The 26993-nt window shown below is 67.8% G+C and carries 18 protein-coding genes, 1 tRNA gene and 2 rRNA genes; 15 read left to right on the plus strand and 6 right to left on the minus strand.

The features are described from left to right. Positions 1-45: 45 nt before the first annotated feature. From HRJ34_RS20655 to HRJ34_RS20665, 3 genes are all read left to right on the plus strand, one after another. A 23S ribosomal RNA gene (locus HRJ34_RS20655) occupies positions 46-2838 on the plus strand. 92 nt (positions 2839-2930) lie between these two features. Beyond that, positions 2931-3045: ribosomal RNA gene (gene rrf / locus HRJ34_RS20660) — 5S ribosomal RNA — on the plus strand. A 164-nt stretch (positions 3046-3209) separates the two neighbouring features. Beyond that, a tRNA-Met gene (locus HRJ34_RS20665) sits at positions 3210-3286 on the plus strand. 103 nt (positions 3287-3389) lie between these two features. Here the strand turns inward: HRJ34_RS20665 and HRJ34_RS20670 are convergent. Continuing rightward, positions 3390-3863: a ferritin-like domain-containing protein gene (locus HRJ34_RS20670; RefSeq protein ID WP_226948874.1), complete on the minus strand. Its 474-nt coding sequence runs from the start codon at positions 3861-3863 to the stop codon at positions 3390-3392. Positions 3864-4034: 171 nt separating this feature from the next. Here HRJ34_RS20670 and HRJ34_RS20675 point away from each other — a divergent pair, with 171 nt between their 5' ends. The 6 genes from HRJ34_RS20675 (at position 4035) to HRJ34_RS20700 (ending at position 11610) form a co-directional block, all read left to right on the plus strand. Next, positions 4035-4739 carry a type 1 glutamine amidotransferase domain-containing protein gene (locus tag HRJ34_RS20675; RefSeq protein WP_208632262.1) on the plus strand — a complete coding sequence of 235 codons (705 nt, stop codon included), beginning with the start codon at positions 4035-4037 and terminating at the stop codon, positions 4737-4739. 135 nt (positions 4740-4874) lie between these two features. Further along, positions 4875-7514, plus strand: coding sequence for a LuxR C-terminal-related transcriptional regulator (locus HRJ34_RS20680; protein WP_208632263.1), 2640 nt, complete (start codon positions 4875-4877; stop codon positions 7512-7514). A 146-nt stretch (positions 7515-7660) separates the two neighbouring features. After that, positions 7661-9763, plus strand: a complete 2103-nt coding sequence (locus HRJ34_RS20685; RefSeq protein WP_208632264.1) for a TonB-dependent receptor — start codon at positions 7661-7663, stop codon at positions 9761-9763. An 11-nt stretch (positions 9764-9774) separates the two neighbouring features. Then, positions 9775-10806 carry a Rieske 2Fe-2S domain-containing protein gene (locus HRJ34_RS20690; RefSeq protein ID WP_016745129.1) on the plus strand — a complete coding sequence of 344 codons (1032 nt, stop codon included), beginning with the start codon at positions 9775-9777 and terminating at the stop codon, positions 10804-10806. Between the two features lie 10 nt (positions 10807-10816). Next, entirely contained in the window at positions 10817-11173 is a 357-nt protein-coding gene (locus HRJ34_RS20695) for a nuclear transport factor 2 family protein (RefSeq protein WP_208632265.1), read from the plus strand. Next, a complete protein-coding gene (locus HRJ34_RS20700) occupies positions 11173-11610 on the plus strand; it encodes an SRPBCC family protein (RefSeq protein ID WP_030091533.1) in 438 nt (145 codons plus the stop codon). The genes HRJ34_RS20695 and HRJ34_RS20700 overlap by 1 nt, the downstream gene beginning before the upstream one ends. Here HRJ34_RS20700 and HRJ34_RS20705 read toward each other — a convergent pair whose 3' ends face one another. The 3 genes from HRJ34_RS20705 to HRJ34_RS20715 all read right to left on the minus strand — a co-directional run bounded on the left by HRJ34_RS20705 (position 11611) and on the right by HRJ34_RS20715 (position 18798). Then, on the minus strand, positions 11611-13905 hold the full coding sequence (locus HRJ34_RS20705; protein ID WP_208632266.1) for an arylsulfatase: 2295 nt from the start codon (positions 13903-13905) through the stop codon (positions 11611-11613). Positions 13906-13967: 62 nt separating this feature from the next. Then, positions 13968-16397, minus strand: coding sequence for a TonB-dependent receptor (locus HRJ34_RS20710; RefSeq protein ID WP_208632267.1), 2430 nt, complete (start codon positions 16395-16397; stop codon positions 13968-13970). Positions 16398-16437: 40 nt separating this feature from the next. After that, on the minus strand, positions 16438-18798 hold the full coding sequence (locus HRJ34_RS20715; protein WP_208632268.1) for an arylsulfatase: 2361 nt from the start codon (positions 18796-18798) through the stop codon (positions 16438-16440). 106 nt (positions 18799-18904) lie between these two features. Here HRJ34_RS20715 and HRJ34_RS20720 point away from each other — a divergent pair, with 106 nt between their 5' ends. After that, entirely contained in the window at positions 18905-19771 is an 867-nt protein-coding gene (locus tag HRJ34_RS20720) for a TetR/AcrR family transcriptional regulator (RefSeq protein WP_208632269.1), read from the plus strand. Positions 19772-19882: 111 nt separating this feature from the next. Here HRJ34_RS20720 and HRJ34_RS20725 read toward each other — a convergent pair whose 3' ends face one another. Beyond that, complete coding sequence (locus HRJ34_RS20725; protein ID WP_016745134.1) at positions 19883-21007, minus strand: pyridoxal phosphate-dependent aminotransferase; 1125 nt, start codon at positions 21005-21007, stop codon at positions 19883-19885. Between the two features lie 128 nt (positions 21008-21135). On the opposite strand from HRJ34_RS20725, the gene HRJ34_RS20730 reads away from it, so the two are divergent. Continuing rightward, positions 21136-22260 (plus strand): GGDEF domain-containing protein, encoded by a 1125-nt coding sequence (locus HRJ34_RS20730; RefSeq protein ID WP_208632270.1) that lies wholly within the window; start codon positions 21136-21138, stop codon positions 22258-22260. A gap of 16 nt (positions 22261-22276) precedes the next feature. Here the strand turns inward: HRJ34_RS20730 and HRJ34_RS20735 are convergent, their stop codons facing one another. After that, a complete protein-coding gene (locus HRJ34_RS20735; RefSeq protein WP_012048724.1) occupies positions 22277-23113 on the minus strand; it encodes a LysR family transcriptional regulator in 837 nt (278 codons plus the stop codon). Between the two features lie 185 nt (positions 23114-23298). On the opposite strand from HRJ34_RS20735, the gene HRJ34_RS20740 reads away from it, so the two are divergent. The 4 genes from HRJ34_RS20740 to HRJ34_RS20755 are packed head-to-tail and all read left to right on the plus strand — an operon-like array spanning position 23299 to position 26981. Beyond that, positions 23299-24099 carry an ABC transporter permease gene (locus HRJ34_RS20740; RefSeq protein ID WP_208632271.1) on the plus strand — a complete coding sequence of 267 codons (801 nt, stop codon included), beginning with the start codon at positions 23299-23301 and terminating at the stop codon, positions 24097-24099. Between the two features lie 3 nt (positions 24100-24102). Then, complete coding sequence (locus HRJ34_RS20745) at positions 24103-24882, plus strand: ABC transporter ATP-binding protein (protein ID WP_208632272.1); 780 nt, start codon at positions 24103-24105, stop codon at positions 24880-24882. Positions 24883-24933: 51 nt separating this feature from the next. Further along, positions 24934-26028 (plus strand): LLM class flavin-dependent oxidoreductase, encoded by a 1095-nt coding sequence (locus HRJ34_RS20750; RefSeq protein ID WP_208632273.1) that lies wholly within the window; start codon positions 24934-24936, stop codon positions 26026-26028. After that, the gene (locus tag HRJ34_RS20755) at positions 26025-26981 is read left to right on the plus strand and encodes an ABC transporter substrate-binding protein (RefSeq protein WP_208632274.1); all 957 of its coding nucleotides are present in this window, start codon (positions 26025-26027) and stop codon (positions 26979-26981) included. The genes HRJ34_RS20750 and HRJ34_RS20755 overlap by 4 nt, the downstream gene beginning before the upstream one ends. The last annotated feature ends 12 nt before the right edge of the window (positions 26982-26993 follow it).

A 26993-nucleotide genomic window follows, 5' to 3' on the forward strand; every position in this document is an offset into this window, starting at 1 on the left:
ACGCCGCGGCGATCCTTCAGGATTGCTGTTGGTGGTGCGGGCTCTCAAGCGTGAGGTAAGGGCATTTGGTGGATGCCTTGGCATGCACAGGCGATGAAGGACGTGGCACGCTGCGATAAGCGTCGGTGAGGTGTGAGCAACCTTTGACCCGACGATTTCCGAATGGGGAAACCCATCCTCACCAATTAATTTCTGCACTGTGGCGACACAGTTTGGGAGTTAATTGGGAAGGATATCACCGAAGTGAATACATAGCTTTGGTGAAGCGAACCCGGCGAACTGAAACATCTCAGTAGCTGGAGGAAAAGACATCAACCGAGATTCCGTAAGTAGTGGCGAGCGAAAGCGGACCAGGCCAGTGCCTGATGGTGAATTAGCAGAACACTTTGGAAAGAGTGGCCATAGCGGGTGACAGCCCCGTATGCGAAAGTGAAACATCAGGACTTGAGTAGGGCGGGACACGTGTAATCCTGTCTGAACATGGGGGGACCACCCTCCAAGCCTAAATACTCGTGCATGACCGATAGTGAACAAGTACCGTGAGGGAAAGGTGAAAAGCACCCCGATGAGGGGAGTGAAACAGTACCTGAAACCGAATGCCTACAAGCAGTTGGAGGGTCTTTATGGCCTGACAGCGTACCTCTTGCATAATGGGTCTGTGACTTAATGTATCAAGCAAGCTTAAGCCGATAGGTGTAGGCGCAGCGAAAGCGAGTCTGAATAGGGCGACTTAGTTTGATGCATTAGACCCGAAACCCGGCGATCTAGGCATGACCAGGATGAAGGTGGGGTAACACCCACTGGAGGTCCGAACCGATTAACGTTGAAAAGTTACCGGATGAGTTGTGTTTAGGGGTGAAAGGCCAATCAAGCCGGGAAATAGCTGGTTCTCCGCGAAAACTATTGAGGTAGTGCCTCGGATGAACACCGTTGGGGGTAGAGCACTGGATGGATGCGGGGGTCGCGAGATCTACCAAATTCAACCAAACTCCGAATACCAACGAGTGATATCCGGGAGACAGACGGCGGGTGCTAAGGTCCGTCGTCAAGAGGGAAACAGCCCTGACCTACAGCTAAGGTCCCCAAGTCGTGTCTAAGTGGGAAAGCATGTGGGAATCCCAAAACAACCAGGAGGTTGGCTTAGAAGCAGCCATCCTTTAAAGAAAGCGTAACAGCTCACTGGTCTAAATAAGGGTTCCTGCGGCGAAGATGTAACGGGGCTCAAGACACGCACCGAAGCTTAGGGTGTGGATTTATCCACGCGGTAGCGGAGCGTTCCGTAAGCCTGTGAAGCGGTCTGGTAATGGGCCGTGGAGGTATCGGAAGTGCGAATGCAGACATGAGTAGCGATAAACAGGGTGAGATGCCCTGTCGCCGAAAGACCAAGGGTTCCTGCGCAAGGCTAATCCGCGCAGGGTGAGCCGGCCCCTAAGACGAGCCCGAAGGGGGTAGTCGATGGGAACCACGTTAATATTCGTGGGCCTGGTGGTGTGTGACGGATCATGTGTGTTGTACGTCCTTAACGGATTGGACGTGCTTCGAAATGGTTCCAGGAAATAGCCCCACCGTATAGACCGTACCCGAAACCGACACAGGTGGTCTGGTAGAGTATACCAAGGCGCTTGAGAGAAGTGTGCTGAAGGAACTCGGCAAATTGCCTCCGTACCTTCGGAAGAAGGAGGCCCCACGATTGGGCAACCAGTTGTGGGGGGCACAGGCCAGGGGGTAGCGACTGTTTAGCAAAAACACAGGGCTCTGCTAAGTCGGCTTCAAGACGACGTATAGGGTCTGACGCCTGCCCGGTGCCTGAAGGTTAAGTGGAGGGGTGCAAGCTCCGAAATGAAGCCCAGGTAAACGGCGGCCGTAACTATAACGGTCCTAAGGTAGCGAAATTCCTTGTCGGGTAAGTTCCGACCTGCACGAATGGCGTAACGACTTCCCCACTGTCTCCAGCACATGCTCAGCGAAATTGAATTCTCCGTGAAGATGCGGAGTACCCGCGGTTAGACGGAAAGACCCCGTGCACCTTTACTGCAGCTTCAGAGTGGCATTAGGAAATAACTGTGTAGCATAGGTGGGAGGCTTTGAAGCCGGGACGCCAGTCCTGGTGGAGCCATAGGTGAAATACCACCCTGTTGTTTTCTGATGTCTAACCTCGAACCATGAAACTGGTTCAGGGACCCTCTGTGGCGGGTAGTTTGACTGGGGCGGTCGCCTCCCAAAGAGTAACGGAGGCGCGCGAAGGTTGGCTCAGGCCGGTTGGAAACCGGCTGTTAGAGTGCAATGGCATAAGCCAGCCTGACTGCGAGACTGACAAGTCGAGCAGAGACGAAAGTCGGTCATAGTGATCCGGTGGTCCCTCGTGGAAGGGCCATCGCTCAACGGATAAAAGGTACGCCGGGGATAACAGGCTGATAACCCCCAAGAGCTCATATCGACGGGGTTGTTTGGCACCTCGATGTCGGCTCATCACATCCTGGGGCTGGAGCAGGTCCCAAGGGTTTGGCTGTTCGCCAATTAAAGTGGTACGTGAGCTGGGTTCAGAACGTCGCGAGACAGTTTGGTCCCTATCTGCCGTGGGCGTCGATATTTGAGAGGAGTTGACCCTAGTACGAGAGGACCGGGTTGAACGTACCTCTGGTGGACCTGTCGTGGCGCCAGCCGCGCAGCAGGGTAGCTATGTACGGACGGGATAACCGCTGAAAGCATCTAAGCGGGAAGCCTCCCTCAAGATAAGATATCTTAGAGCGGTCGAAGACCACGACCTTGATAGATCGGATGTGGAAGCGCGGTAACGCGTGGAGCTAACCGATACTAATTGCTCTAGTCGCGCTTGAGAGCCCCACCATCAATAACAATCCTGATGGCGGTATAAAACTCTCAGCATCAACATGCACGGTTTCTAGAATTCTCATGCACGGCCTCCATAGCTTGGTGGCCATAGCGTCTGTGACCCACCCGATCCCATCCCGAACTCGGCCGTGAAACCAGACTGCGCCGATGGTACTAGCGCTTAAGCGGTGGAAGAGTAGGGCGTCGCCAGGCTTTGAAGGCCGTGCATCAGAATAACCCATTCACTTTGTTTGCCGGCCTCAGGCGCCGGCGGCAGCATCCGCTGCCTTGGCTTCCGCGGGGATACCGCGACGGCCTTTGGCCTTGCGGAGCCTTACAGGCTCCGGTCCTCGGCCCAACAAGGCCACAATCAGTGTCGCGGGGTGGAGCAGCCCGGTAGCTCGTCAGGCTCATAACCTGAAGGTCATAGGTTCAAATCCTATCCCCGCAACCATCTCCCACAAACCACCAACCCACATACAAACACAACCCCGCAAGACAGCAGTCTCGCGGGGCTAAAATCGTTCCGGCATATTATGCCGGGCGCTCTGCAGGTCTCAGCGGTAAAGCCTGAAGGAGCCTGCCGCGAAGCCCTTGCTCGCGTGGCTGAGCATTGCCTTCAGATCCAGCAAGGACTGGCTGGTGTTCGCGCGGATCAGCCGAACGATCTCATATATGTCGTCGGGCAGTCCCTCGTGCTCCAGCGTGGCATCCGCGCGCGATGCAAGGAACGTCTCGCCGCGCAGCAGTTCTTCGAGCACCGCGACGACCCCGGAATCCAGGGCGCCCCTTATATCCAGATATAATCGATGGGCGGAGCCCAGCACCGTGCCGTGTATCGGCAGCTTCGATCCGCGTTGCTTCATGACGCCTTTGAACGTGCGGGCCAACTGGCCGCGCTGCACGGCATAATGTTCGCAGTAGGAATAGAAATCGAAGCGATGCGCCTGTTCGGCGACATGGTCGAAGCCGGTGAGGCTGTCGGCCAGGGTCTCCAGAAGACGCTCCCCGCTGCGCATCCACGTGGTCATGGAGCAATTCAAGCGATGCGCCGTCAAAATGCGATTCAGGAATAATGCGGTATTCCGCCGACGAGGGCTGCCCGGGTTTCGGGCGGGCATCGACCGCTCCCCCTTTTAGTTGAGGTGAATTCGCCCGCCCGAGGCCGCAGGCCTGATCCGAAGACAACCGAGGATCGCGACATGAGCAGCAAAATATTGTTCGTCCTGACATCGCAGGCGGACCTGGGCGGCACGGGACAGAAGACCGGGACCTGGCTCGAGGAGCTGGCGAGCGCCTGGTATCTGCTCGCCGACGATGGCCAGCGGTTGACGCTCGCCTCGATCGCGGGCGGGGCGGCGCCGCTCGATCCGGCGAGCCTCGAGGCGCCGTGGCTGACCGACGCGGGCACGCGCTTCCTCGATGATCCGGCGGCGTCGGCGGCGCTCGCCGCGACGCCGCGCCTGGCGGAGCTCGATCCGTCGGGCTTCGACGCGGTCTATTTCGTCGGCGGCGCCGGCGCGGCATGGGACTTCGCGGTCGATCCGGCGGTCAAGGCGACCATCGAGACGATCGATCGCCAGGGCGGGCTGGTGTCGGCGGTGTGCCACGGCGTCCTCGCGCTGGCCGGCGCGACCACCGCCGACGGCCGCCCGCTCGTCGCCGGCCGGCGCGTCACCGCGATCAGCAATGTCGAGGAGGAGCTGACCACCTTCGACAAGGTTGTCCCCGTCCTGCCCGAAACCCGCCTCGTCGAGCTGGGCGGCGTCTATGCCAAGGCGGCCGAGCCGTTCGGCGGCCATGTCGAGGTCGACGGCAACATCGTCACCGGCCAGAACCCGGCCTCCGCGCCGCTCGTCGCGGCGGCGCTGCTCGAGGCGCTCGCCGTCGAGCCGGCCGGGGCCTGATCGCCGCCGCGCTTGGCAGGCCGGCGGGCGCGTGGCACCCTGCCGGCGCTGCGGGAAACGAGGAGAAGGCCGACGTCACGGATCGTCAGCATCGCCGATGCCAAGGCTCCGGCCCGCCGCCGGGGAGCGTCGGCGATGCGCTATTGTCCGCCCCGGCTGATCGAACCGCTGGTCGCGCGCCCGCGTATCGCCCGGCGGATGGCGGAGGCGGCCGGCAAGGTGACGCTGGTCGTCGGCCCGCCGGGCAGCGGCAAGACCTCGGCGCTCGCCAGCCACCACGCCGATCTCGCCGCCGCCGGCGCGGCGGTGCGCTGGCTGACGCTGTCGGCCGAGGACAATGACCCCGCCATCCTGCGCCGCCATCTCGACCACGCCTTCCGGGGCGCGGGCGCGGAGGGGCGCGAGGAGAGCGAAGGCCTGTCCGATCCGCCCGAGGATATCGTCGGCTTCATCGACGGGCTGGAGAAGATCGACGCCGCCCCGGCCCGCGCCCTGATCGGCGCCTTCGTCCTCGAACTGCCGCCGAGCAGCAGCTTCCACATCACCGCGCGCCGGATGCAGGGCGCGATGTTCCACGACGGTTGGCTGCGCGGCGTCGTCGAGGTCATCGGCCCCGACGAGCTGCGCATGACCGACGACGAGGCGGCGGCGCTGCTCGGCGAGGCGTGGAGCCCCTGGGATCGCCAGCGGATCAACGAGGCGGTCGATGGCTGGGCCGCCGGGCTGCGCTTCGTCGCCCGCGCCCCCCGCAGCGCGGAGCGGTTGCTGGACGGCACGGGGGAGCGGCCCTTTCCGGTCGAGATGGCCAATTATCTCGACGACGTCGTCTGCGCGCGGATGGACGCTGCCTCGCTCGCCGCGTTGATGGACGTCAGCGTGCTCGACCGCTTCACCCCCGAGGCGCTGGCGGCGATGCCCGGCCGGCCCTGCGACTGGGCGCAGATCGACGACCATATCCGCGAGGGATCGTTCATCCGCTATGTCGACGAGCAGCGCTGCTGGGCGGCGTTCCATCCGGTGTTCGGCCGGCACCTGCGCCAGCGGCTGCGGCGCTTCGATCCCGACCGGTTCGACGCGCTCAACCGCTTCGCCGCCTCCTGGTTCGAGGCGAACGGCTTCGGCGCCGAGGCGATCCGCCACGCCGTCACCGTCGCCGACTCCGCCTTCGCCGCGCGCGTCATCGAGAATGTCGGCGCGATCCATGTCGACCTGTGCGACGGCCCCGATGTCGGCCTGGGCGAGCGCGTCCCCGCGACGCGGGCGGGCGAGCTGCCGCTGCTGTTCCTGGGGCAGATCTATTTCGCGATCCGGCGTGGGCGATCGGTCGAGGCGCGCGCCGCGCTGGAGGAGGCGGGGCGGCAGACGCGCGGCTTCACCCTGCTCGATCGCGGCGCCGACCCCGAATCGATCCGCGGCTTCGCCCAGCTCATCGACATGGTGCTCGACGCCTCCGACGACCGGCCGATCACCGAGCAGCGGCTCGCCGAGCTCGAACGGGCGATGGAGGCGCATCGCGGGGTGCGGCCGATCCTGGCGAGCGGCGTCGCCTGCATGCTGGCGCTCGCCTATCTCGAACTGTCCCGCTACGCCGAGGCGGCGACGGTGTGCGGGATCGGCCTGCACGCGATGCACGACGTCAAGGACAGCCGGGTCTCGGTGTTCCTGCGCATCCACCAGGCCGACATCGCGGTGGCGCGCGACACGGTCGACAAGGCGGTGCTCTACATCGAGGACGCCCAGCGCATCGCCCGGATCGGCAGCGGCGTCGACAATTACGAGGTGATCGCCACCCGCATCCTGCGCGCCGGCCTCCATTATGAGAATAACGAGCTCGACGCCGCGCTGGCGCTGCTCGACCCCAGCCTCCGCCAGCTCGGCTCGATCAACGCCTGGGTGCGGCTGTGCGCGTCGGGCTTCGGCACCGCCGCGGCGATCGCCGGCATCCGCCACGGCATCGACGCGGCCGAGGAACGGCTCCGCGCCGGCGAGGCGCTGGCGCGCGAGCGCAACCTGCCGCGCCTGCTCCAGTTCATGGCGATCGCGCGGCTGCGCGAGCTGACCCGCGCGGGCGAATGGCGGGCGGCGATGGAGCATGTCGAGAGCCCCGGCTTCGCCGGGCTGCTCGCGACCGACAGCCTGTCGCACGCGGTGCTCGGCGTGCAGGTGCCGGCGATGCTCGAAGTCGCCCGGCTGATGATCGAGCTCGGCCGGCCGCACGACGCGCAGGCCTGGCTCGACCGGATCAACAAGCCCTTCCTCGGCGAGGCCGACAGCCGCTTCCGCTTCACCTTCCGGATCATGGCGATGCGCGCGGCCTACGGGATGCGGCGCTACAATGCCGCGGTCGACCATATGCAGGCGGCGGTCGAGCTGGCGAGCCATGCCGGGCTGGTGCGGCGCGCGCTCAACAATCGCCAGCACCTGACCGAAGTGTTCGACTGGTCGATCCGCAACGGCCGCCACCTGCCCGCGCGGATCGGCGCCTATGTCGACGACGTGCTGCGCGGCGCCGACGGCACCGAGAGCGGCGCGACGCTGCAGCAGAGCAGCCCGCGCCGCGGCGTCGAGCAGGCGCCCAACAATTTCACGCTCAGCCCGCGCGAGACCGAGATCATCGCGCTGGTCGCCGAAGGCTATATCACCAAGGAGATTGCGGTCCGCCTCGGCATCTCCGAGGGGACGGTGAAGACCCACCGCAAGAAGATCCACGAGAAGCTGGGCGTCGCCAGCCGGTCGCAGGCGATCGCGCGGGCGCGCGACCTGCTGATCATCTGACCGTCGCCGGGGGGTATCCCCCTATCTCGGCATCCCCCTTTTTGTTGACTGTGGCGATGAACGCCGCGCGGGCATGGTCCGATCATCGGCGCGCGACCCGGCCAGATCCGGGCGGCGGCGGGATCGACGACAATGGGAGGGTGACAATGAAGAGGGGGCTGCTCATCGGCGTGGCGGCGGCGGGATTCGCGGGCGTCATGGCGATCGCGCCGGCGGCGGCGCAGGTCGTCGCCAGCGATCAGGACGAACTGATCGTCACCGCGCGCAAGCAATCGGAGAATATCCGGGACGTGCCCGACACGATCCAGGCCTTCTCCGCGACGACGCTCGAACGGGCGGGCATCGAATCGGTCAACGACCTGACCCAGATGGTGTCGGGCTTCCGCATCGTCGAGGCGCAGCAGCCCGGCGTCGTGCTGATCAACATCCGCGGCATCGGCCAGGTGCGCAACGGCGAATCGCCGGTCGCGGTGGTGGTCGACGGGGTGCAGCAGAACTCGCCGAACCAGATCACCCAGGACCTGTTCGACGTCGAGCGGATCGAGATCCTCAAGGGGCCGCAGGGCGCGCTCTATGGCCGCAACGCGATCGGCGGCGCGATCAACATCGTCACCAAGGAGCCGGGCGACAGCTTCGGCGGCAGCGCCGAGCTCGGCTATGCCGAGGGCGACGAGTTCCGCGCCAAGGCCTCGATCACCGCGCCGCTGGGCGAGAAGGCGGGCTTCCGCCTGGCGGGCAGCTATCTGAACCGCGACGGCCAGATCACCAATTCGACGCTCAACAAGAAGGTCGACTTCGACGAGACCTGGGCGGTGCGCGGCGCGCTGCTGCTCAAGCCGACCGAGACGCTGAAGATCGACCTGCGCGGCAGCTATTACGACCAGGATGCCGGCGCCTCCTGGTATGTCGGCGGCCCGGCGAACAGCCCGCGGGTGCCGGTGGTCGGCAACATCCTCGGCAAGGCGGGACGCAAGCTGGGCGACGTCTCGGCGAAGATCGACCTCGACCTGGGCTCGGTCGCGCTGACCTCGGTCACCGCCTGGTCGTCGGTCAAGTCGGACCTGTTCGAGGAGCTCGACTGGGAGCCGCAGGACCTCGCCGCCGCCACCCAGACGCTCGACGTCAAGGCGTGGAGCGAGGAACTGCGGCTGTCGTCGAACACCCCCGGATCGGCGCTGCGCTGGATGACCGGGCTCTATTATCTCCACACCGACCGCACCCTGAACACCGCGATCTTCCTCGGCCCCGACCTGACCGGCCTGCCGAGCCGGGTGCTCGGCTCGCGGCTAATCGCGAAGGACGACAACGACGCCTATGCGGCGTTCGGCCAGGTCAACTACGACATCGTCGAGCATCTCGAGCTGACCGCCGCGCTGCGCTACGACATCGACCGGCGCCGCCAGGACGACGTCTCGCCGCCGGTGCCCGCCGTCGTCCCGCGCTACAAGGGGACGTACAAGTCGCTCCAGCCCAAGCTGTCGCTGGCCTACAGCTTCCCCGGCGGGTCGCTCGCCTATGCGACCGTCGCCAAGGGCTTCCGCAGCGGCGGCTTCAACTCGAACGCGGTGGTCACGCGCGAGTTCAAGAAGGAGGAGCTGTGGAACTATGAGCTCGGCTTCAAGACCGCGCTCGCCGACCGCAAGCTCTACCTGAACGGCGCCATCTTCTACAGCGACATCACCGACCGGCAGGTGTTCGGCCTCGATCTCAGCACCGGCCCGGCGCAGTTCATCGCCAACCCGATCCCCAAGTCGAGCGTCTGGGGCGCCGAGCTGGAGATGACGGCGCGCCCGGTCAAGGGGCTGGAGCTGTCGATGGGCGCCAGCCTGATGGACACGAAGATCAACAGATATGACGTGACGGTCTTCTCGGGCACTGCCGCGCGCGGAGACTTCAAGGGCAACAAGCTCAACCAGGTGCCGCGCTACACGCTCAACGCGGCGGCGCAATACACCGCCGATCTGGGCGGCAGCAGCCTGATCTCGCGCGTCGACGTCTCCGGCTGGGGCGGCGACTATTATTGGGAGATCGACAACGCCCAGAAGCAGAAGCCGGTCTGGCTGGTCAATGCGCGGCTGACCTGGGCGGTCGGCAAGGTCGAGCTGACCGGCTTCGTCAAGAACCTGTTCGACCGGCGCTACGACGTCGAGTTCGTGCCGGTCAATTTCGGCGGCACGATCACCGGCAAGGACCTGGGCTCGGCGTCGCCGCCCCGCCAGATCGGCGGCAGCGCCAAGGTGCGTTTCTGAAGGACGAGAGCATGACGATCAAGATGGTGGAGGATGCACCGGCGGCGGGGCGCAAGCGGGAACGCAGGCGCCTCACCCGGCCGGTGCCGATGGAAGGCGACAACGGCGTCTTCAGCCAGACCTGGTTCCCGATCGCGCTGTCGAGCGAGGTGGCGCAGGGGCAGGTGATCGGCCGTGACTTCCTCGACGGCAAGGTCGTCGTCTTCCGGGGCGAGAACGGCCAGGTCACCGTCGCCAGCGCCTATTGCCCCCATGTCGGCGCCGATCTTTCGGTCGGCGCGGTGGTCGGCAACCATATCCAGTGCGCCTTCCACCGCTGGGAGTTTGACCAGGAGGGCTGGGTCGCGAGGACCGGGGTGGGCGATCCGCCGCCGCCCGCCGCCTGCCTCTACGTCTTTCCGTCGCAGGAACGCTTCGGCATCGTCTGGGCGTTCAACGGCGACGAGCCGCTCTGGGACCTGTTCGACTTCGAATTCCCCGATGCGGAGCTCGAATTCCGGCCGTTCAAGACCGACGTCTATACTTGCGATCCGTGGATATTCGCGGCCAACACCCCCGACATCCAGCATATCAAGGCGGTCCACGGCATCCGCTTCAAGATGCCCGACCCGCACGACGCGGTGGAGTGGGACCCCTATGGCTTCCGCATGCGGGTCGAGGCGATCCACCAGCAGGGCGAGGACCTCGACTGGAACGTCGGCATCCGGGGCACCTCGACCTTCATCCAGGAGGGGTCGGTCGACGGCTGGTGGATGGGGGTCGCGGCGGGCTTCGCCTGCCCGCGTCCGGGCACCCATGTCGTCTATCTGGCGATCGCGGTGAAGAAGGGCGACGGCACGGCCGAGGGCGACCGGCTGGTCGACGAGCGGCTGACCTTCGGGGCCGAACTGCTCGCCCGCACCGCGCGCGAGGACAAGCCGATCCTCGACACGATCCACTACATGCCGGGCGCGCTGACCCGGGGCGACACCAGCCTCGCGCGCTGGCTCGACATCGTGCGCAACTATCCGCGCGCCCACCCCTCCCGCGATTTCATCAATTGAAGGACACGCCATGACCGACCCCGAGAAGAACCTCGTCACCGTCCGCCGCTTCTGGGACGCGATCGGCAGCGGCGACGTCGACGCCTATCTCGCCACCTTCGCCCCCGGCGCCGTCGCGCGCGATCCGGTCAACCGGCCGCCGCTCGAAACCGACGAGCAGCGCCGCGCCTATCTGGAGGGCGTGCTCGGCGCGTTCAGCGACATCCGCGTCGCCACCGACTTCGTCACCAGCTGCGGCGACCACACCGCCTCCAAATGGACGCTGACCGCCAAGGGCGGCGACGGCTCCGACGTGCGGCTGGAGGGGATCGACGTCGCCCGCCATGCCGAGGACGGCCGCATCGCCGAGCTGTGGGGCTTCTTCTAATGGCGGTCGTCACCCTCGCCGAACGGATCGAGGCGCCCGCCGACGCGGTCTGGGACTATGTCTGCTGGCACGGCGTCGCCAAGCTCGATCAATATTCGGGCGGCTTCTTCAGGAAGATCGAGTTCCAGGGCGACGAGCCCAGGGTCGGCATCACCAAGACGATCTATCCGCATGACGGGCTGCCGATCAGCGAGCGGCTCGAATCGCTCGACCTCGCCGACCGCACCTATCGCTACCGGCTGACCGACGTCGGCTCGCTGCCGATCACCGACTATCGCGGCTATGTCCGGGTGACGCCGGCCGGCCCCGACGCCTGCCACCTCAAGATCGAATGCGAGTTCACCGCGGTCGAGGTGAGCGAGGCCGAATGGATCGAGACCTGGCTGGCGATGGAGACCCAGCTCGTCACCGAGATCCGCCGCGCCCTCGCCGGCTGATCAGGGCGCGGAGTCCAGCCGGACCACGACCTGTTCGATCGTTCCGGTGAAGCGGCTGCCGGCGACGTCGTAGCGCGGGCTGACCGGGGTCAGCGTGTCCTCGCCGATGTCGAACCCCTCGGTGTTCTGCAGCCAGCCGTGGAAGACGCGGTCGGCGCGGCCGCGCGCGACCTCGACCCCGTCGACCAGCAGCAGCATCACGCCGCCGCTGCCCGGAGTCGCGTCGTCGGCGACGAAGCGCGCGGCGAGGCGATGGCGGCCGGGGCTGAGCCGGTCGCGGGCGATCAGCTCATATTGATGGGGGCCGACCGCGTTGACGTGGAAGGCCGGGCGGCCGTCGTCGAGGAAGAAGGCATGGCCGCCGAAGCGTCCCCCGGCCGCCAGCAGCACGCCCCGCCCCCCATCGGCAGGGAGCGTCACGTCGGCCTCGATCGTGAAGCTTCGGCCGGTCGTCGGCGGCGCGGCGGCATAGGGGACGCGGCTGACCGGCGCGGTGTAGGTGAAGACGTCGCGCCCGGCGTTGAGCGTCGGCCGGCCCTCGGCGCCGAGCTTATAGTCGTGGATCGGCAGGATGTGGTTGCGCGCCGCCTGCTTCCAGAACAGCGCCTGCAACGCCTTCAGCTTCGCGGGCTGGGCGGCGGCGAGGTCGCGCGTCTGGGAGAAGTCGGTCCGCAGGTCGTACAGCTCCCAATGGCGGTCGCGATTCTGCGGATCGGCCAGGCTCTCCCTGGTCGCGAACTGCCAGGCGTAGCGCTTGGGCGTCGATCCGGCGAACCAGCCGTCGCGATAGATGCCGAAATTCTCCATCATCTCGTACACCTGCGTGCGGCGGCGGGCCGGCGCGGTCGGCCGGTCGAGCGTATAGGCGAGGCTGATCCCGTCGAACGGCTGCTGCGCGACGCCGTCGACCGTCTTCGGCGCGGCCACGCCGGTCGCGGACAGGATCGTCGGCACTATGTCGGAGACATGGGCATATTGGCCGCGCACCGTCTCGGGCGCGGCGACATGGCCGGGCCAGGCGATGACCAGGCCGTTGCGCGTGCCGCCGGCATGGCTGGCGACCTGCTTGTACCAGGGGAAGGGCGCGTTCATCGCCCAGCCCCAGCCGGCCGGATACATGGTGTAGGCGCGGCCGGTGCCGATGTCGTCGATGCGGCGCATCTGGTCGGCGGGGTCCTCCTCGCTGCCCAGCACGGCGGTCTGCTCGAAGATCATTCCCATCGGCCCGCCCTCGGCGCTGCCGCCATTGTCGCCCTGGAGGAAGACGATCATCGTGTCGGCGAGCTGGCCGGTGCGGCGGAGATGCTCGATCACCCGGCCGATCTGCGCGTCGCAATAGGCGAGGCTCGCGGCATAGGCCTCCATCATCCGCGCGGACAGCCGCTTCTGGTCGGGGGTGAGGCTGTCCCAGGCGGGGATGCCGGGCGGCCGGGCGGCGAGCGCGGCGTCGGCGGGGATGATGCCGAGCGCCTTCTGCCGCGCGAACGTTTCCTCGCGCACCTTGTCCCACCCCTGGTCGAAGGCGCCGCGATAGCGCCGCAACCATTCGGCCGGCGCGGTGTGCGGCGAATGGGCGGTGCCCGGCGCATAATAGACGAAGAAGGGCTTGCCGGGCGCCGCCGCATGCTGCGCCGAGATCCAGCCGATCGCGCGGTCGGCGAGGTCGGTGTCGAGCAGATAGCCGGGCTCGTCGGGCGGGGCGATCGGCCGGGTGTTCTCGTACAGGTTGGGCGCGGTCTGGTTGGTGTCGGCCGACAGGAAGCCGTAGAAATAGTCGAAGCCGAGCCCGGTCGGCCAGCGGTCGAACGGGCCGTCGGCGCTCAGCTCCCAGTCGGGGGTGAGGTGGCTCTTGCCGAACATCGCGGTGCTGTAGCCGCCGTCGCGCAGGATGCGGGCGACCGTCGCCGCCGATCGCGGGATCGCGGTGGTATAGCCTTCGAAGCCAGTGGGCATGTTGGTGACGTTGCCCATGTTGACGTTGTGCGGATCGCGGCCGGTGAGCAGCGAGGCGCGGGTCGGCGAGCACAGCGCGGTCGTGTTGAAATTGTTGTAGCGCGCGCCGCCCCTCGCCAGCGCGTCGAACACCGGCGTCGCGATCGGCCCGCCATAGGCGCTCGACGCGCCGAAGCCGACGTCGTCGGTCATGATCAGCAGGACGTTGGGCGCGCCGCGCGGCGCCGTGACCCGCGCCGGCCAGGCGCCCTGCCCCGCGGATGCGACGGCCGGCACGGGTACGGCGGCGATCAGGGCGGCGGCGGCGCCCATGGCGAGGCGGGAGAGGAAGGGCAGGCTCAAGGATGATCTCCGCGAAAAAAAGGCCCCGGCTCGCGCCGGGGCCAGGTCGGAGGCTTATGCGATCAGAATTTCACGCCGAGCTCGACCGCGACGTAGCGCGGCGCGCCATAGGTCTCGCGGGTGAAGAGCTGGCCCACCGTCTGTCCGCCGGTGAGGTAGAGCTGGTTGGTGAGGTTCTGCCCGACCAGCCGGATCGAATAGCGGTCGGAGGCATCGGTGAAGCCGATCGACGCGTTGAACAGGGTGCGCGCGTCGAGATAGGCGTCGTTGGCGGGGTTGTTCAGGTCGAAGTTGAACAGGCTGCGGCTCTGATAGGTGACCGATCCGAACAGCGTGATCCGGCCGATGCCGCCGATCGGGATGTCGTAGCTGCCACTGCCCGACGCCTGCCATTTCGGCGTGCGGTTGAGCGGCACGTCGACCAGGTTGCGCGCCGTCGGGGTGGGCGAGGTGAAGCTCTTATACTTGCCGTCCTGATAGCCGAGCGTGCCGCGCAGCGTCAGCCCGTCGGTGGGGACCAGCGTCGCCTCCGCCTCGATGCCGTTCACCTCGATCTTGGCGGCGTTGATGAAGCGGATCTCGCTGAAGCTGGTGCCGTCGCTGCGCGTGAACGGGAAGAGCAACTGGCGCTGGGCGTCGTCATAGGTGACGTGGAAGCCGGCGATGTTGAGCTGGAGCCTGCGGTCGAACAGGTCCGACTTGAAGCCGAGCTCGAACGAATCCGCCTTCTCCGGGTCATAGGGCGCGAGCTGCGCCTGGATCAGCGGCACGCCCGACGTGCCCAGCTCGTTGAACCCGCCCGCCTTGTAGCCGCGCGAATAGGTGAAATAGGTGAAGAATTGCGGCGACGCCTTGTAGCTGAGGCTGGCGCGCCAGGTCGGCTCCTTCCAGCTCGCGCGCTCGCGCAGCACGCCGGCGGGATAGCGGTCGAAATCGCCATAGTCGAACGGGCTGTCGAAGGATCGCCAGGTGACCGACGGATCGATCCCGCCGCCGAGCTGCTGCGCGAACACCGCGGTCCGCGCGGCGAGGCGCTTCTTGTCCCAGCTGTAGCGCCCGCCGGTGGTCAGCGTCAGCCGGTCGGTCAGCTCGAAATTGGCCTCGGCGAACAGCGCGGTCGAGGTGGCGCGCTGCTTGTTGCAGGCGACCTGCGGATTGTCGGCATAGTTGCCGACCGCCGACGGGCCGCGCAGCAGGTCGAGATAGCCGAGCAGCGAGGCGACGCAGAAGTCGACCTTGTCGCGCTGGTAGAAGCCGCCCGCGACCAGGTTGATCCGGTCGGACAGCTCGACCGCGTAGCGCAGCTCCTGCTGGAAGGTCTTGCGATTGTCGTCGCGCGACGCGTCCCACAGCCGGATCGGGCTGACCGCGCCGGCGAAATTGCCCGGCAGGCGCGACCGCTGCGACCGGTAGCCGGTGACCGAGCTCAGCGTCCCCTTCCCGATCTCGATATCGACATTGGCGTAGACGCCGTCGCTGTTGACGACCTGGCCGGCGTCGAAATCGTTGAAGCCGAAATCGCCGTCGCTGGCGCCCGCGCGCTTGAGCGGGTTGCCGGTGCCGGGGCGGAAGCCGAGATTGTAGAAGACGAAGCCCGGCCGCGTCTGGTTGACGATCCCCGGCGCGTCGCCCGAGTCGCGCACCATCTCATATTGCAGCAGCGCGGTGATGCCGGACGTCGGCTTCCACAGCAGCTTGACCCGGCCGTTGAACATCTCGTCCCCGCCGAGCGCGCGGCCGTCGCCGCAGCCGGTCCGCCCCGCATAGGATTGCGCGAAGGCGGTGGTGGCGACCGGCGTGATCGGGCCGTAGCAGGCGTTGTTATACATATAGCCGTCGGAATGGCGGTAGCTGCCGACGACGCGCAGGCCGAGCACGTCCTGGATGATCGGGACGTCGATCGATCCCTGGACGACGCGGGTGCCGAAATCGCCGATCTCGCCGCGCAGCTGCGCCCCGAAGGCGCCGAGGTCGGGGCGCTTGGTGCGCGCCACCACGACGCCGCCGGTGGTGTTCTTGCCGAACAGCGTGCCCTGCGGGCCGCGCAGCACCTCGATCTGGGCGATGTCGAACGTGTCGAGCAGCTGCGTCTGGATCGACGGCATCACGAAATCGTCGACGACGACGCCGATCGGCGCGTCGTTGAACGGGATGATCGTGGTGGTGCCGACGCCGCGCATCGCGAACGCCGCCGCCTTGAAGCTCGGGATGCGGCTGGCCGAGAAGTTCGGCACGAAGGCGGCGAGGTCGCCGATGTCGCGCGGCGCCATCTGCTGGATGGTGTTGGAGGTGATCGCCGAGACCGCGATCGGCGTCTGCTGCAGCCGGGTGTCGCGGCGCGTCGCGGTGACGACGATGTCCTCGACGCCGCCGGTCGGCGCCTCGGCGGCGCTCCCCTGCGCCCCCGCGTCCTGTTGCGCCTGTGCCGGCACCGCCAGCATCGCCAGCGCCAGCGGCGCCACGCTTCCCAGCAAGATGGTCGTCTTCCCCACTAGTCCTCTCCCCTGGTTCGATCCGTTTTCGGATCGCGGTTCAATCGATCAGTTTCATCTCCAGTGCATCGAACCGGCCGTTGAACGCGCTGTCATGCGATCGGTACTCGTCGGAGACCGGCGTGCCGGTGTCGACGCCGACGTCGAGCCCCTCGATGTGCGAGATCCACCCGCCGAGGGTCAGCGGCACATGGCCCTGTCCCGCCGGCTGGCCGTCGATCGTGAAGCTGACCGTGCCGCCCGCACCGCGGGCATGGCTGTCGGCCTTGAACAGCATTTCGACGCTGTGCCGCCCGGGCCCGATCGCGCGATCGCTGACGACGCGATACTGGCGCGGGTCGAGCGCGTTCTGGTGGTAGGTCAGCCGCCCGTCGCGGAAGTAGAGCGCCCAGCCGCCGAAGCGGCCGCCCTGCGCGACGAGGACGCCGTTGGGCGCGCCCGCCACGTCGATCGTCGTCGACACGCTGTAGGAACGGCCGATGATGTGCGGCGCGCTGTCCTCGGGGATGCGGGTGATCCCCTGCGGATAGCGGAAGCCGGTGCGGCCGGTGCCGAGCGAGGGGCGGCCGGTGGGCAGGATCGTCGGCTCGAGGATCGGCAGGATGTGGTTGCGTCCGGCCTCCGCCCAGAAGAGCTGCTGCATCGTCCGCAGCCGATCGGGATAGCGCGCCGCCAGGTCGTGCGCCTGGCTGAAATCGGCGCGGACGTCGTACAGTTCCCACGGCGTCTTGTCGGGATCGGCGGGCTTGTCGAAGGTCCAGGGCTGCCGGGTCGGCCGCATCGAGGCGAACCAGCCGTCGAGATAGATGCCGCGCGAATCGACCATCTCGTACACCTGCATCCGCCGGTGCGACGGCGCGTCGGGGGCGGTGAAGCTGTACGCCATGCTCACCCCGTCGAGCGGACGCTGCTCGACCCCGTCGACCGACGCGGGCCGGGCGACGCCGGTCGCCTCCAGGATGGTCGGCATGATGTCGGTGACGAAATGATATTGGCCGCGGATGCCGCCCTTGTCGGCGATCCCCTTCGGCCAGCTCATCACCATGCCGTTGCGGGTGCCGCCGAAATAGGAGGCGATCTGCTTGTAATATTTGAACGGCGCGGCGGTCGCCCAGCCCCAGCCGGCGGGGAAGAGCGGATAGAGGTCGGGCCCGCCGATGTCGTCGATCCGGCTGAGCGCATAGGCGCGCTGCTCGGCATGGTTGTTGAGCAGCGACTGCTGGAACAGCAGGCCGTCCATGCCGCCCTCCGCGCTCGATCCGTTGTCGCCCTGGATGTAGATGATCAGCGTGTTGTCATATTGGCCGCTGTCCTTGAGCGACTGGATCACCCGGCCGATCTGCGAATCCATATAGGCGATCGACGCCGCCCAGGCCTCCATGTAGCGCGCATAGAGGCGGCGCTGGTCGGCGGAGAGCGAGCTCCAGGCGGGCAGCTCCTTCGGGCGCGGGGTCAGCACCGTGTTGGCGGGGATCACGCCCAGCGCCTTCTGCCGCGCGAAGATCTCCTCGCGCAGCGCGTCCCAGCCCTTGTCGAAACGGCCCTTGAAGCGGTCGAGCCATTCCCTGGGCGCGTGGCTGGGCGTGTGCGCGGTGCCCGGCGCATAATAGGCGAAGAAGGGCTTGTCGGGCGCGTTGGCCTTGCGCTCGGCGATCCAGCGGATCGCATGGTCGGCCATGTCGGCGTCGAAATGATAGCCGGGCGGCGTCGCCACGTCGATGAAGCTGTTGTCCTGCGTCAGCGTGGGGTTCCACTGGCTGTTGTCGGACGCGAGGAAGCCGTAGAAATTCTCGAAGCCCTGGCCCAGCGGCCAGCGATCATAGGGGCCGGCCTGGCTCTGCTCCCATTGCGGGGTCAGGTGCCATTTGCCGAAGGCGGCGGTGGCGTAGCCGCCCTGGCGCAGGATCCGCGAGATGAAGGCCGAGGATTTGGGGATGACCGAATCATAGCCTTCGTAGCCAGCCGAGGTGTTCTCGACATGGCCCATCCCCACCGCGTGCGGGTTGCGCCCGGTGAGCAGCGCCGCGCGGGTCGGCGAGCAGATCGCGGTGGTGTTGAACTGGGTGTAGCGCAGCCCCTCCTTCGCCAGCGCGTCGAAGGTCGGGGTGGGGACCGGGCCGCCGAAGGTGCTGGTCGCGCCGAAGCCGATGTCGTCGGTCAGGATCAGCAGGACGTTGGGCGCGCCCTTCGGAGCGTGGGGCTGTTCCGGCCAGGACGGCGCGGAGGAGGTGGCGGGCGTGATCCCGGCGAAATGCTGCGCGCCCGGCGGATCGGCGACGGGGCGCGCGGCGTCGCCCGCGACGGGCGGCGGCGCGGCGGCGAAGGCCAGGTTCGCCGCGAGCAGCGATCCGCCCGCCAGCATGCGCATCACTGCCCGCATCGACCGCCCCGGTCGCGCCATCGCCCTCTCCCCATCGCATAAATAACTTATATGAGTTAACATAGTCGTGTTAAATTTGGATTGTCAATGCCGGATGGATAAGAGGGCCGGCAGCAAGGAGGGGCTTATGCGCGCGAAGGCGTCCCTATCATCGGACCAAGGCCCCGAATCGGCGGACCAGGCGGGCCCCGTCTCGGACGCGCGGCTGCGCCTGCTGCTGGCCGCGGAGCGCGAATTCGCGCGCGAGGGCATCGATACCGCGTCGCTGCGCAAGATCGCGGCGCTGGCCGGCAACGGCAACAACAACGCGGTCAAATATCATTTCGAGAATCGCGCCGGACTGGTGCGGGCGCTGCTGACCTACCGCGTCCAGCAGATGGAGGCGCAGCGCACCGTCATGCTCCGCGAGGCGGAGGCCACGGGCCGGTTGGGCGACATGCGGACGCTGCTCGAAATCTACTGCGTGCCGCAGATATCGCTGCGCGACGAGCGCGGGCAATTCCCCTATGCCCGCTTCCTGCTGCAATTCTACGCCTTCTACCAGGACATCGACTATCGCGACGCGATCGTCGACGTGGTGCAGATATCCCCCGCGATCGGCCGGGTGCGCCAGCTCATCATCGACGAGCTGAAGATGGAGTCGCGCCGCGCGGATAACCGCATTGCGTTATGCCACGGCATGTTCCTGAACATGATGGTCCGGTCGGAGATCGAATTCGGCAACGGGCTGGCCAGCGAAGCGGCGCGGCGCGAGGTCGCCGACACGCTGGAGATGATGGTGCGCGCGATCGCCGCCCCGCCGGCGGCGGAGGAACTGACGATCCCGCCGCAACTGCCGGCCGGCGCCGACGCGGTGTCGCCCCCGCCGGCGGGCCGCCCCGCCGACCGCACGAGCCAGCTCCAGGAGGAGAATGCCGCGCTCCGCCAGCTCGTCGCCGACCTGAGCGTGGAACGCAGTCGGCTCAAGCAGATGCTCGCGGCGCGCGAGCGATAGGCCCCGCCTTAGAGCGGTTCACGATCCGATTGCATCGGATCGGCCGCTCTAGATTGTTGTTTTACCGCGATTTCCGAGCCGGCAGATGTTTCCATCTGCCTAGAAATCGCTCTAGCGCGGCAGCCAGTCGGCCAGCCGCTGCAACGCCTGCTCGACCTCCTCCGCCGAGATCGCGAAGCTCAGCCGGAAGAAGCGGTGTCCGTCGACCGGGTCATGGTCGATGCCGGGTCCCGTCGCCAGCCCGGTGTCGAGCAGCAGCTTGCGGCAGAAGCCCATGCTGTCGTCGGTCAGGTGGCCGATGTCGGCATAGATGTAGAAGGCGCCGTCGGGCGGGGCGATGCGGCGCAGGCCCATCTGCGGCAAGGCTTCGAGCAGCCGCGCCCGGTTGCCGGCATAGACCGCGACATTGGCGTCGAGTTCCTCCGTGGCGTCGAGCGCCGCCAGCGCGGCGTGCTGGCTCAGCGTCGGCGGGGTGAGGAACAGGCAGCCGAGATAGGACCAGGCGCGCTCGACCAGGTCGGGCGGCACCAGCAGCCAGCCGAGCCGCCAGCCCGGCATGCAATAATATTTGGAGAAGCTGCTGATGATCACCGCGTCGGGATCATATTCGGCCATCGACCGGCACGGCTCGCCATAGCTGAGCGCGTGGTAGATCTCGTCGGACAGGATGCGGATGCCCCGGCGCCGGCAGACCGCGGCGATCGCGCGCAGCTCGTCGCCGCCGATGATCGTGCCGGTGGGATTGGCGGGGCTGGCGATGATCACGCCGTCGGGCGCCGGCTCGATCGCGGCGAGCGCCTCGGCGGTGAGCTGGAAGCGGCTTTCGGCGCCGCAGGGCAGCTCGACCGGCACCATGTTGAGCGCCCGGACGGTGTTGCGATAGGCGACGTATCCGGGGCGCGCCATCGCGATCCGGGCGCCGGCCGGGAAGCAGATGCTGAGCGCCAGCACCAGCGCCGGCGATGCGCCGCAGGTCAGCAGGAAGCGCGACGGATCGATCGCGACGCCGTAGCGATCGGCATAGAGCGCGGCGAGCCGCTCCTTGAGCGCCGGGCTCTCCCAATAGCCCATCCGGTCGTTGTCGATCGCGGCGCGGGCGACGTCGAGCACCTTGCGCGGCGGGCCCATCGACGGCTGGCCGAACTCCATGTGCAGCACCGAGCGCCCCTCGGTTGCCAGCCGGCGGGCGAGGCCGCTGATCTCGATCGCGCGAAAGGGTTGCACCTGGTTCTGCATCGCGGGGTTCCGTCCTTGTCCGCCGCGCTGTTTCGTCGAATGTCGGCCGCTTCGCAACACGCCATCGCCCCTCGGCACGGATGAATCTTGCTGATCCCGAATGGGAAAAGGAGCAAGGTCGAACCGATATGCCGATCTTTCCCGACGTCGATACGCTGCGGCTGTGCAGCATGCTGACCTCGACCGCGTTCGGGCTGGTGTTCTGCGCGCTCTGGCTGCGCGACCGGACGGAGGGCCATCTGCTCTTCTGGGCCGCCGGTTCGCTGCTCTACGGCGCCGTCATGTTCAGCTTCAGCCTGACGCCGCCCAATGCCGTCGCCGTCACCATGCCGCTCTTCGCGCTGCTCTCGCTGTGCAACGTGCTGCCGCTGGCGGGTGCCCGCCGACTCGACGGCAGGCCGCCCTTCGCCTGGTGGATGCTGATCCCGATCGTCGCGGCCGGGGCGGGCCATGGCCTGCCCCGGCTGGCGGTCGCCCAGGGCTGGCTGCCGGCGACGAGCCTGCTGCCCAATATCGGCGACGCGCTCGGCCTGTCGCTGTCGATCGCGATCAACGGCGGGATGCTGCTGTGGGGCCGCTGGACGGTGCGGACGGCGGGCCATCGCATCGCGGGCGCGGGGCTGCTCGCCTATATTCCGGGCTTCCTCCTGTCGATCGCGGGCGAATATCATGTGCTGCGCGGGATGGAGTCGCTGGCGCTGCTCGCCATGCTGTCGGACCAGGCCCTGCTCGGCATCATCAACCTCGGCCTGCTCGCCATCCCGGTCGAACGCGCGGAGCGGCAGTTGCGGCAGGCGGCGCTGCGCGATCCGCTGACCGGCGCCTGGAACCGCGCCGGGCTGGAGGCGCAGAAGCCGCGCTTCCTGACGCCCGGCGTCGCCGCGATCGCGATCGACATCGATCATTTCAAGGCGATCAACGATCGCCACGGCCATGCCGCGGGCGACGCGGTACTGGCGCTGTTCGGCCGCGAGGCGGGTCGGCTGTCGCAGGCCGGGGGCGGCGAGCTGTTCCGGCTGGGCGGCGACGAGTTCGCGATCCTGCTGCCCGCCGGCGGCCCCGATCCCGGCCGCTTCGCCGAGCGGCTCCGCGCCCATCTCCAGTCCCATGCCGACGACGCGGTCGGCTGGACCGTCAGCATGGGCATGGCGTCGGTGCTCGACGGCGAACGCGACGTCGACGCGGCGCTGCACCGCGCCGACGGCTCACTCTACCAGGCCAAGGCCGAGGGGCGCGGCATCATCGCGGCCTGATCGAAGCCGGTCCGGATCAGAGGCCGGCGATCAGCTCCACCGCCAGTTCGTGCAGATGGCCCGCCGCCGCGCGATCGGGCTGCGCCCGGGCGACGATGCACGCCACGTCGGGCAGCGGCGGCAGCAGGCCGGGCGTGACGGCCGGAAGGTCGCGCAGGAACAGCCCGGTCCGGCTGCTGACCCCCAGGCCGGAGGCGATCGCGGCGCGCAGCGTCGACAGGTTCGGCGTCTCGACCGCGATCCGCCATGGCCGCCCCGCCGCGTCGAGCGCGGCGATCGCCGCCTCGCGGAAGCGGCAGGGCTTTTCGAGCACGGCCAGCGGCAGTTCGGCCTTCAGGGTCAGCGCGTCGTCGCCGAACCAGATGCTCGGCGCGGTGCGCACCGCATGGGCGTCGCCCGGCGCGGCATAGCCGATCAGCAGGTCGAGCTGGCCGCGCGCCAGCATCTCCTGCAGCTCGGCGGTGCCCGCCACCCGCGCGAAGATCTGCGCGTCGGCGTGGAGTTCGGAGAAGCGGGCGAGCAGCCCCGAGAGCAGCAGGTCGGCGAAGTCCTGGACCATGCCGACCCGCACCGGCCCGGCGAACTGCCCCGCCGTCACCGCCGCCAGCGCCTCGTCATGCAGCGCCAGCACCCGGCGCGCATAGCCGAGCAGCAGCTCGCCCGCCGCGGTGAGCGCGAGGCGGCGGCCCTCGCGGTGGAAGAGCGGCTTCTGCACCAATTCCTCGAGCCGCTTGATCTGCAGGCTGAGCGCGCTCTGCGTCACGAACACCCGCTCGGCCGCGTTGAGCATCGATCCCGCGTCGACGATCGCGACGAAGCTGCGGAGCATGTTGGTCGGCAGGTTGACGGCCATTTCCCATCCTTTTCCAGGAGGCAGGCAGCACAGCTTTCAGGCCCTAAAGCCTTTCTGTCAGGCCTGCCCGATCCGGGACGGAAATCCCGGATTTCCAGGCTTTCCGATCTCCGGTGAAGCAATACTAATAGGTCTTAGCAGCTAAACTCTATTGAATCGATAGAGTTTTGGCCGAGGCTGACGGCATGACCCATTCCGTCCCCTCCGTCCCGCGCCCGTCGATCGTCGCGGCCTTGCTGCGATCGCGCTGGCTGTCGCCGATCCTGCTGCTGTTGCTGTGGGAGGCAGCGTCGCGCGCCGGGCTGATCCCCGGCCACACGCTGGCGGCGCCCTCGGCCGTGCTGGCGACGCTGTTCGCGATGATCCGCTCGGGGGAGCTGCCGTCGAACCTGGCGGTGTCCTTCTGGCGGGTCGTGTCGGGGCTCGGCATCGGCGTCGCGCTGGGCGTGTCGCTGGGGCTGGTCGCCGGCCTGTCGCGCCAGGGCGAGGCGCTGGTCGATCCGCTGATGCAGATCAAGCGGACGATCCCGGTGGTGGCGCTGGCGCCCTTGTTCATCGTCTGGTTCGGGATCGGCGAGACCCCGAAGATCGCGCTGATCGCCTTCGCCGCGATGTTCCCGCTCTACCTCAACCTCTACAACGGCATCCGCGGCGTCGACAAAAGGCTGGTCGAAGGCGCGCTGAGCTTCGGCCTCACGCGCTGGCAGCTCATCGTCCACGTCATCCTGCCGGGCGCGCTGCCCTCGCTGCTGGTCGGGCTGCGCTACGCGCTGACCATCTCGATCGTCATGCTGGTCATCGCCGAGCAGATCAACGCCAGCGCCGGGCTCGGCTTCCTCGTCAACAACGCCCGCGACTTCATGCGCACCGACATCATCGTCGTCTGCCTGATGGTCTACGCGCTGCTCGGCCTCGCCGCCGACCTGCTCGTCCGCATCGTCGAAACCCGCGCGCTCGCCTGGCGCCCCAAGCTGGTGGAGGCCTGATCCATGACCGTGTCCCTGTTCCCCCGCGTCGGCCAGCTCCAGCCCGTCGTGCGGCTGCGCGGCTTCTCCCGCACCTTCGGCGAGACCGTCGTCATCGATGGACTCGACCTGGACATCGCGCCCGGCGAGTTCGTCGCGCTGCTCGGCCATTCGGGCAGCGGCAAGACGACGCTGCTGCGCACCCTCGCCAATCTCGACCAAGCCGACGGCCAGGACGTGACGATCCCGAGCGCGCGCGCCGTCGTCTTCCAGGATTCGCGCCTGCTCCCGTGGAAGCGGGTGTGGAAGAACGTCGTCCTCGGCCTGCCCGGCCGGCGCGCGCGGGAACGGGCGGAGGCGGCGCTGGCCGAGGTCGGCCTGTCGCACCGCGTCGACGCCTGGCCGCTGACCCTGTCGGGCGGCGAGGCGCAGCGCACCGCGCTCGCCCGCGCGCTGGTCCGCGAGCCGCAACTGCTGCTGCTCGACGAACCCTTCGCGGCGCTCGACGCGCTCACCCGGCTGCGGATGCACGAGTTGGTGCTCAACCTGTGGCGCGCGCACCGGCCCGCCGTGCTGCTGGTGACGCACGACGTCGACGAGGCGATCGCGCTCGCCGACCGGGTGCTGGTGCTCGCCAAGGGGCGGTTCGTCGCCGAGGAGCGGATCGAGGCCGAGCGCGGCCGGCGCACCGCCAGCGTGCGCGACCTGCGCCGCCGGCTGCTCGCCCATCTCGGCGTCACCGCGCCGAGCGGTTCCTATGCCGACGCGGTCGCCGGCGCCGGCCTGCTCGAAGCGGCCGAATGACCGCGCCCGCCCTCCCTTCCACCCTTTGATAGTCCCGCCAAGGAGGCATCCATGCCCGTCAAGTTCATCGGCTATATCGGTTTCAACAATGAGAGCGAGATCCACAGCCTTCGCCAGATCCGCGCGCTCGACAAGGACTATGTCGAGGCGGCAGCCAGGGCGCAGGAGGAAGGCGGCTTCGACCGCGTCCTGATCCCGTTCGGGTCGAACAGCCCCGAAAGCCAGATCGTCGCGGCGCACGCGGCGGCGATCACCACCCGGCTCGGCTTCCTGATCGCGCACCGCCCCGGCTTCACCCAGCCGACCGTCGCCGCGCGCCAGCTCGCGACGCTCGACCAGCTTTCGGGCGGGCGCGTCGCGGTCCACATCATCACCGGCGGCGCCGACGCGGAGATGGCCAAGGACGGCGACGAGTCGCACAAGGCGCAGCGCTATGCCCGCACCGACGAATATCTGACGGTGCTGCGCCGCGAATGGACGGCCGAGACGCCGTTCGACCATGACGGCGACTTCTACCGCATCCGCCAGGGCTTCGCGGCGGTGAAGCCGCAGAACCTGCCGGTCTTCTTCGGCGGCTCCTCGCCCGAGGCGATCGACGTCGCCGGCCGCCACGCCGATGTCTACGCGCTGTGGGGCGAGACGCAGGAGCAGGTGCGCGAGGCGGTCGCCACGATCCGCGCCTCGGCCGCGCGCTACGGCCGCCGGCCCGGCTTCTCGCTGTCGCTGCGGCCGATCCTCGCCGATACCGAGGAGGCGGCGTGGAAGCGCGCCGACGAGATCGTCGCAATCGTCCGCGAGATCCGCGAGCGCAACGCGGTCGCGACCAGCGACCATGCCCCGCCCAACGCCGGGTCGCAGCGGCTGCTCCAGACCGCGCGCGCCGGCTATCGCGCCGACAAAAGGCTGTGGACCGGGCTCGCCGCCGTCGCGGGCGCGCAGGGCAACTCGACCGGGCTGGTCGGCACGCCCGAGCAGGTCGCCGACGCGCTGATCGACTATTACGACCTCGGCATCGACCATTTCCTGATCCGCGGCTTCGATCCGCTCGGCGACGCCATCCAATATGGCCGCGAACTGCTGCCGCTGGTCCATGAGCGGGTGGCGCGGCGCGACGCCGAGCGCGGCGAGGAAAAGGCGGTCGCGTGAAGCAGGTAGCGCTCGCCCTCGCCGCCCTGCTGGCGCTCGCGGCCTGTGGTCGCGACGCCGGCGGCGACACGACCGTGCTCCACGTCGGCAGCCAGCGTGGCGGCACCAAGGCGGTGCTGCTCGCCAGCGGCGCGCTGGAAGGCGCGCCCTACCGGGTCGAATGGTCCGAATTCCCGGCGGCCCAGCACCTGCTGGAGGCGATCGGCGGCGGCGCGGTCGACGTCGGGGTGGTCGGCGACGCGCCCTTCGTCTTCGCCTATCAGAGCGGCAGCCGGATCAAGGCGGTGGGCGCGCAGTTCGTCGAGGAACGGCCGGTCGGCGCGCTCGCGCTGGTCGTGCCGAAGGGGTCGCCCGTCCGCTCGCTCGCCGACCTGAAAGGGCGCAAGATCGCGACGACGCGCGGCTCGGTGGGCCATTATCTGGTGATCCGGGCGCTACAGCAGGCGAAGCTGCCGCCCGACTGGGTGAGCTTCGTCTTCCTGTCGCCGGGCGACGCCAAGGCCGCGTTCAGTTCGGGCGCGATCGACGGCTGGGCGACCTGGGCGCCCTATCTGCTCCCCGCCTTCAAGGAGGGGGCCCGCACGATCGCCGACGGGCACGACCTGGTGAAGGGCTATGGCTTCGACGTCGCCAATGAGGCGGCGATCCGCGCCAAGCCGGCGATCCTCGCCGATTTTCTCAAGCGCGAGGCGAAGGCGCTCGCCTGGGCGCGGGCGAATCCCGGCCCCTATGGCGTGGTGCTCGCCCGCGAGACCGGCCTGCCGATCGAGATCGCGCGCGATTACGCGCTCAAGAACGCGCGCACCCTGGTGCCGATCGACGATGCGCTGATCGCGGAGCAGCGGCAGGTGCTCGACGATTTCCAGACGGCCGGCGCCGTCAAGGGCGACCGCGCCCTGGCCGACGGGTTCGACCGGTCATTCTTCACCGGGAAGGTCGCGGCAGCGAACTAGACGACCTCCAGC

Source organism: Rhizorhabdus wittichii, from assembly GCF_017607425.1.
Classification (GTDB): Bacteria; Pseudomonadota; Alphaproteobacteria; order Sphingomonadales; family Sphingomonadaceae; genus Rhizorhabdus; species Rhizorhabdus wittichii.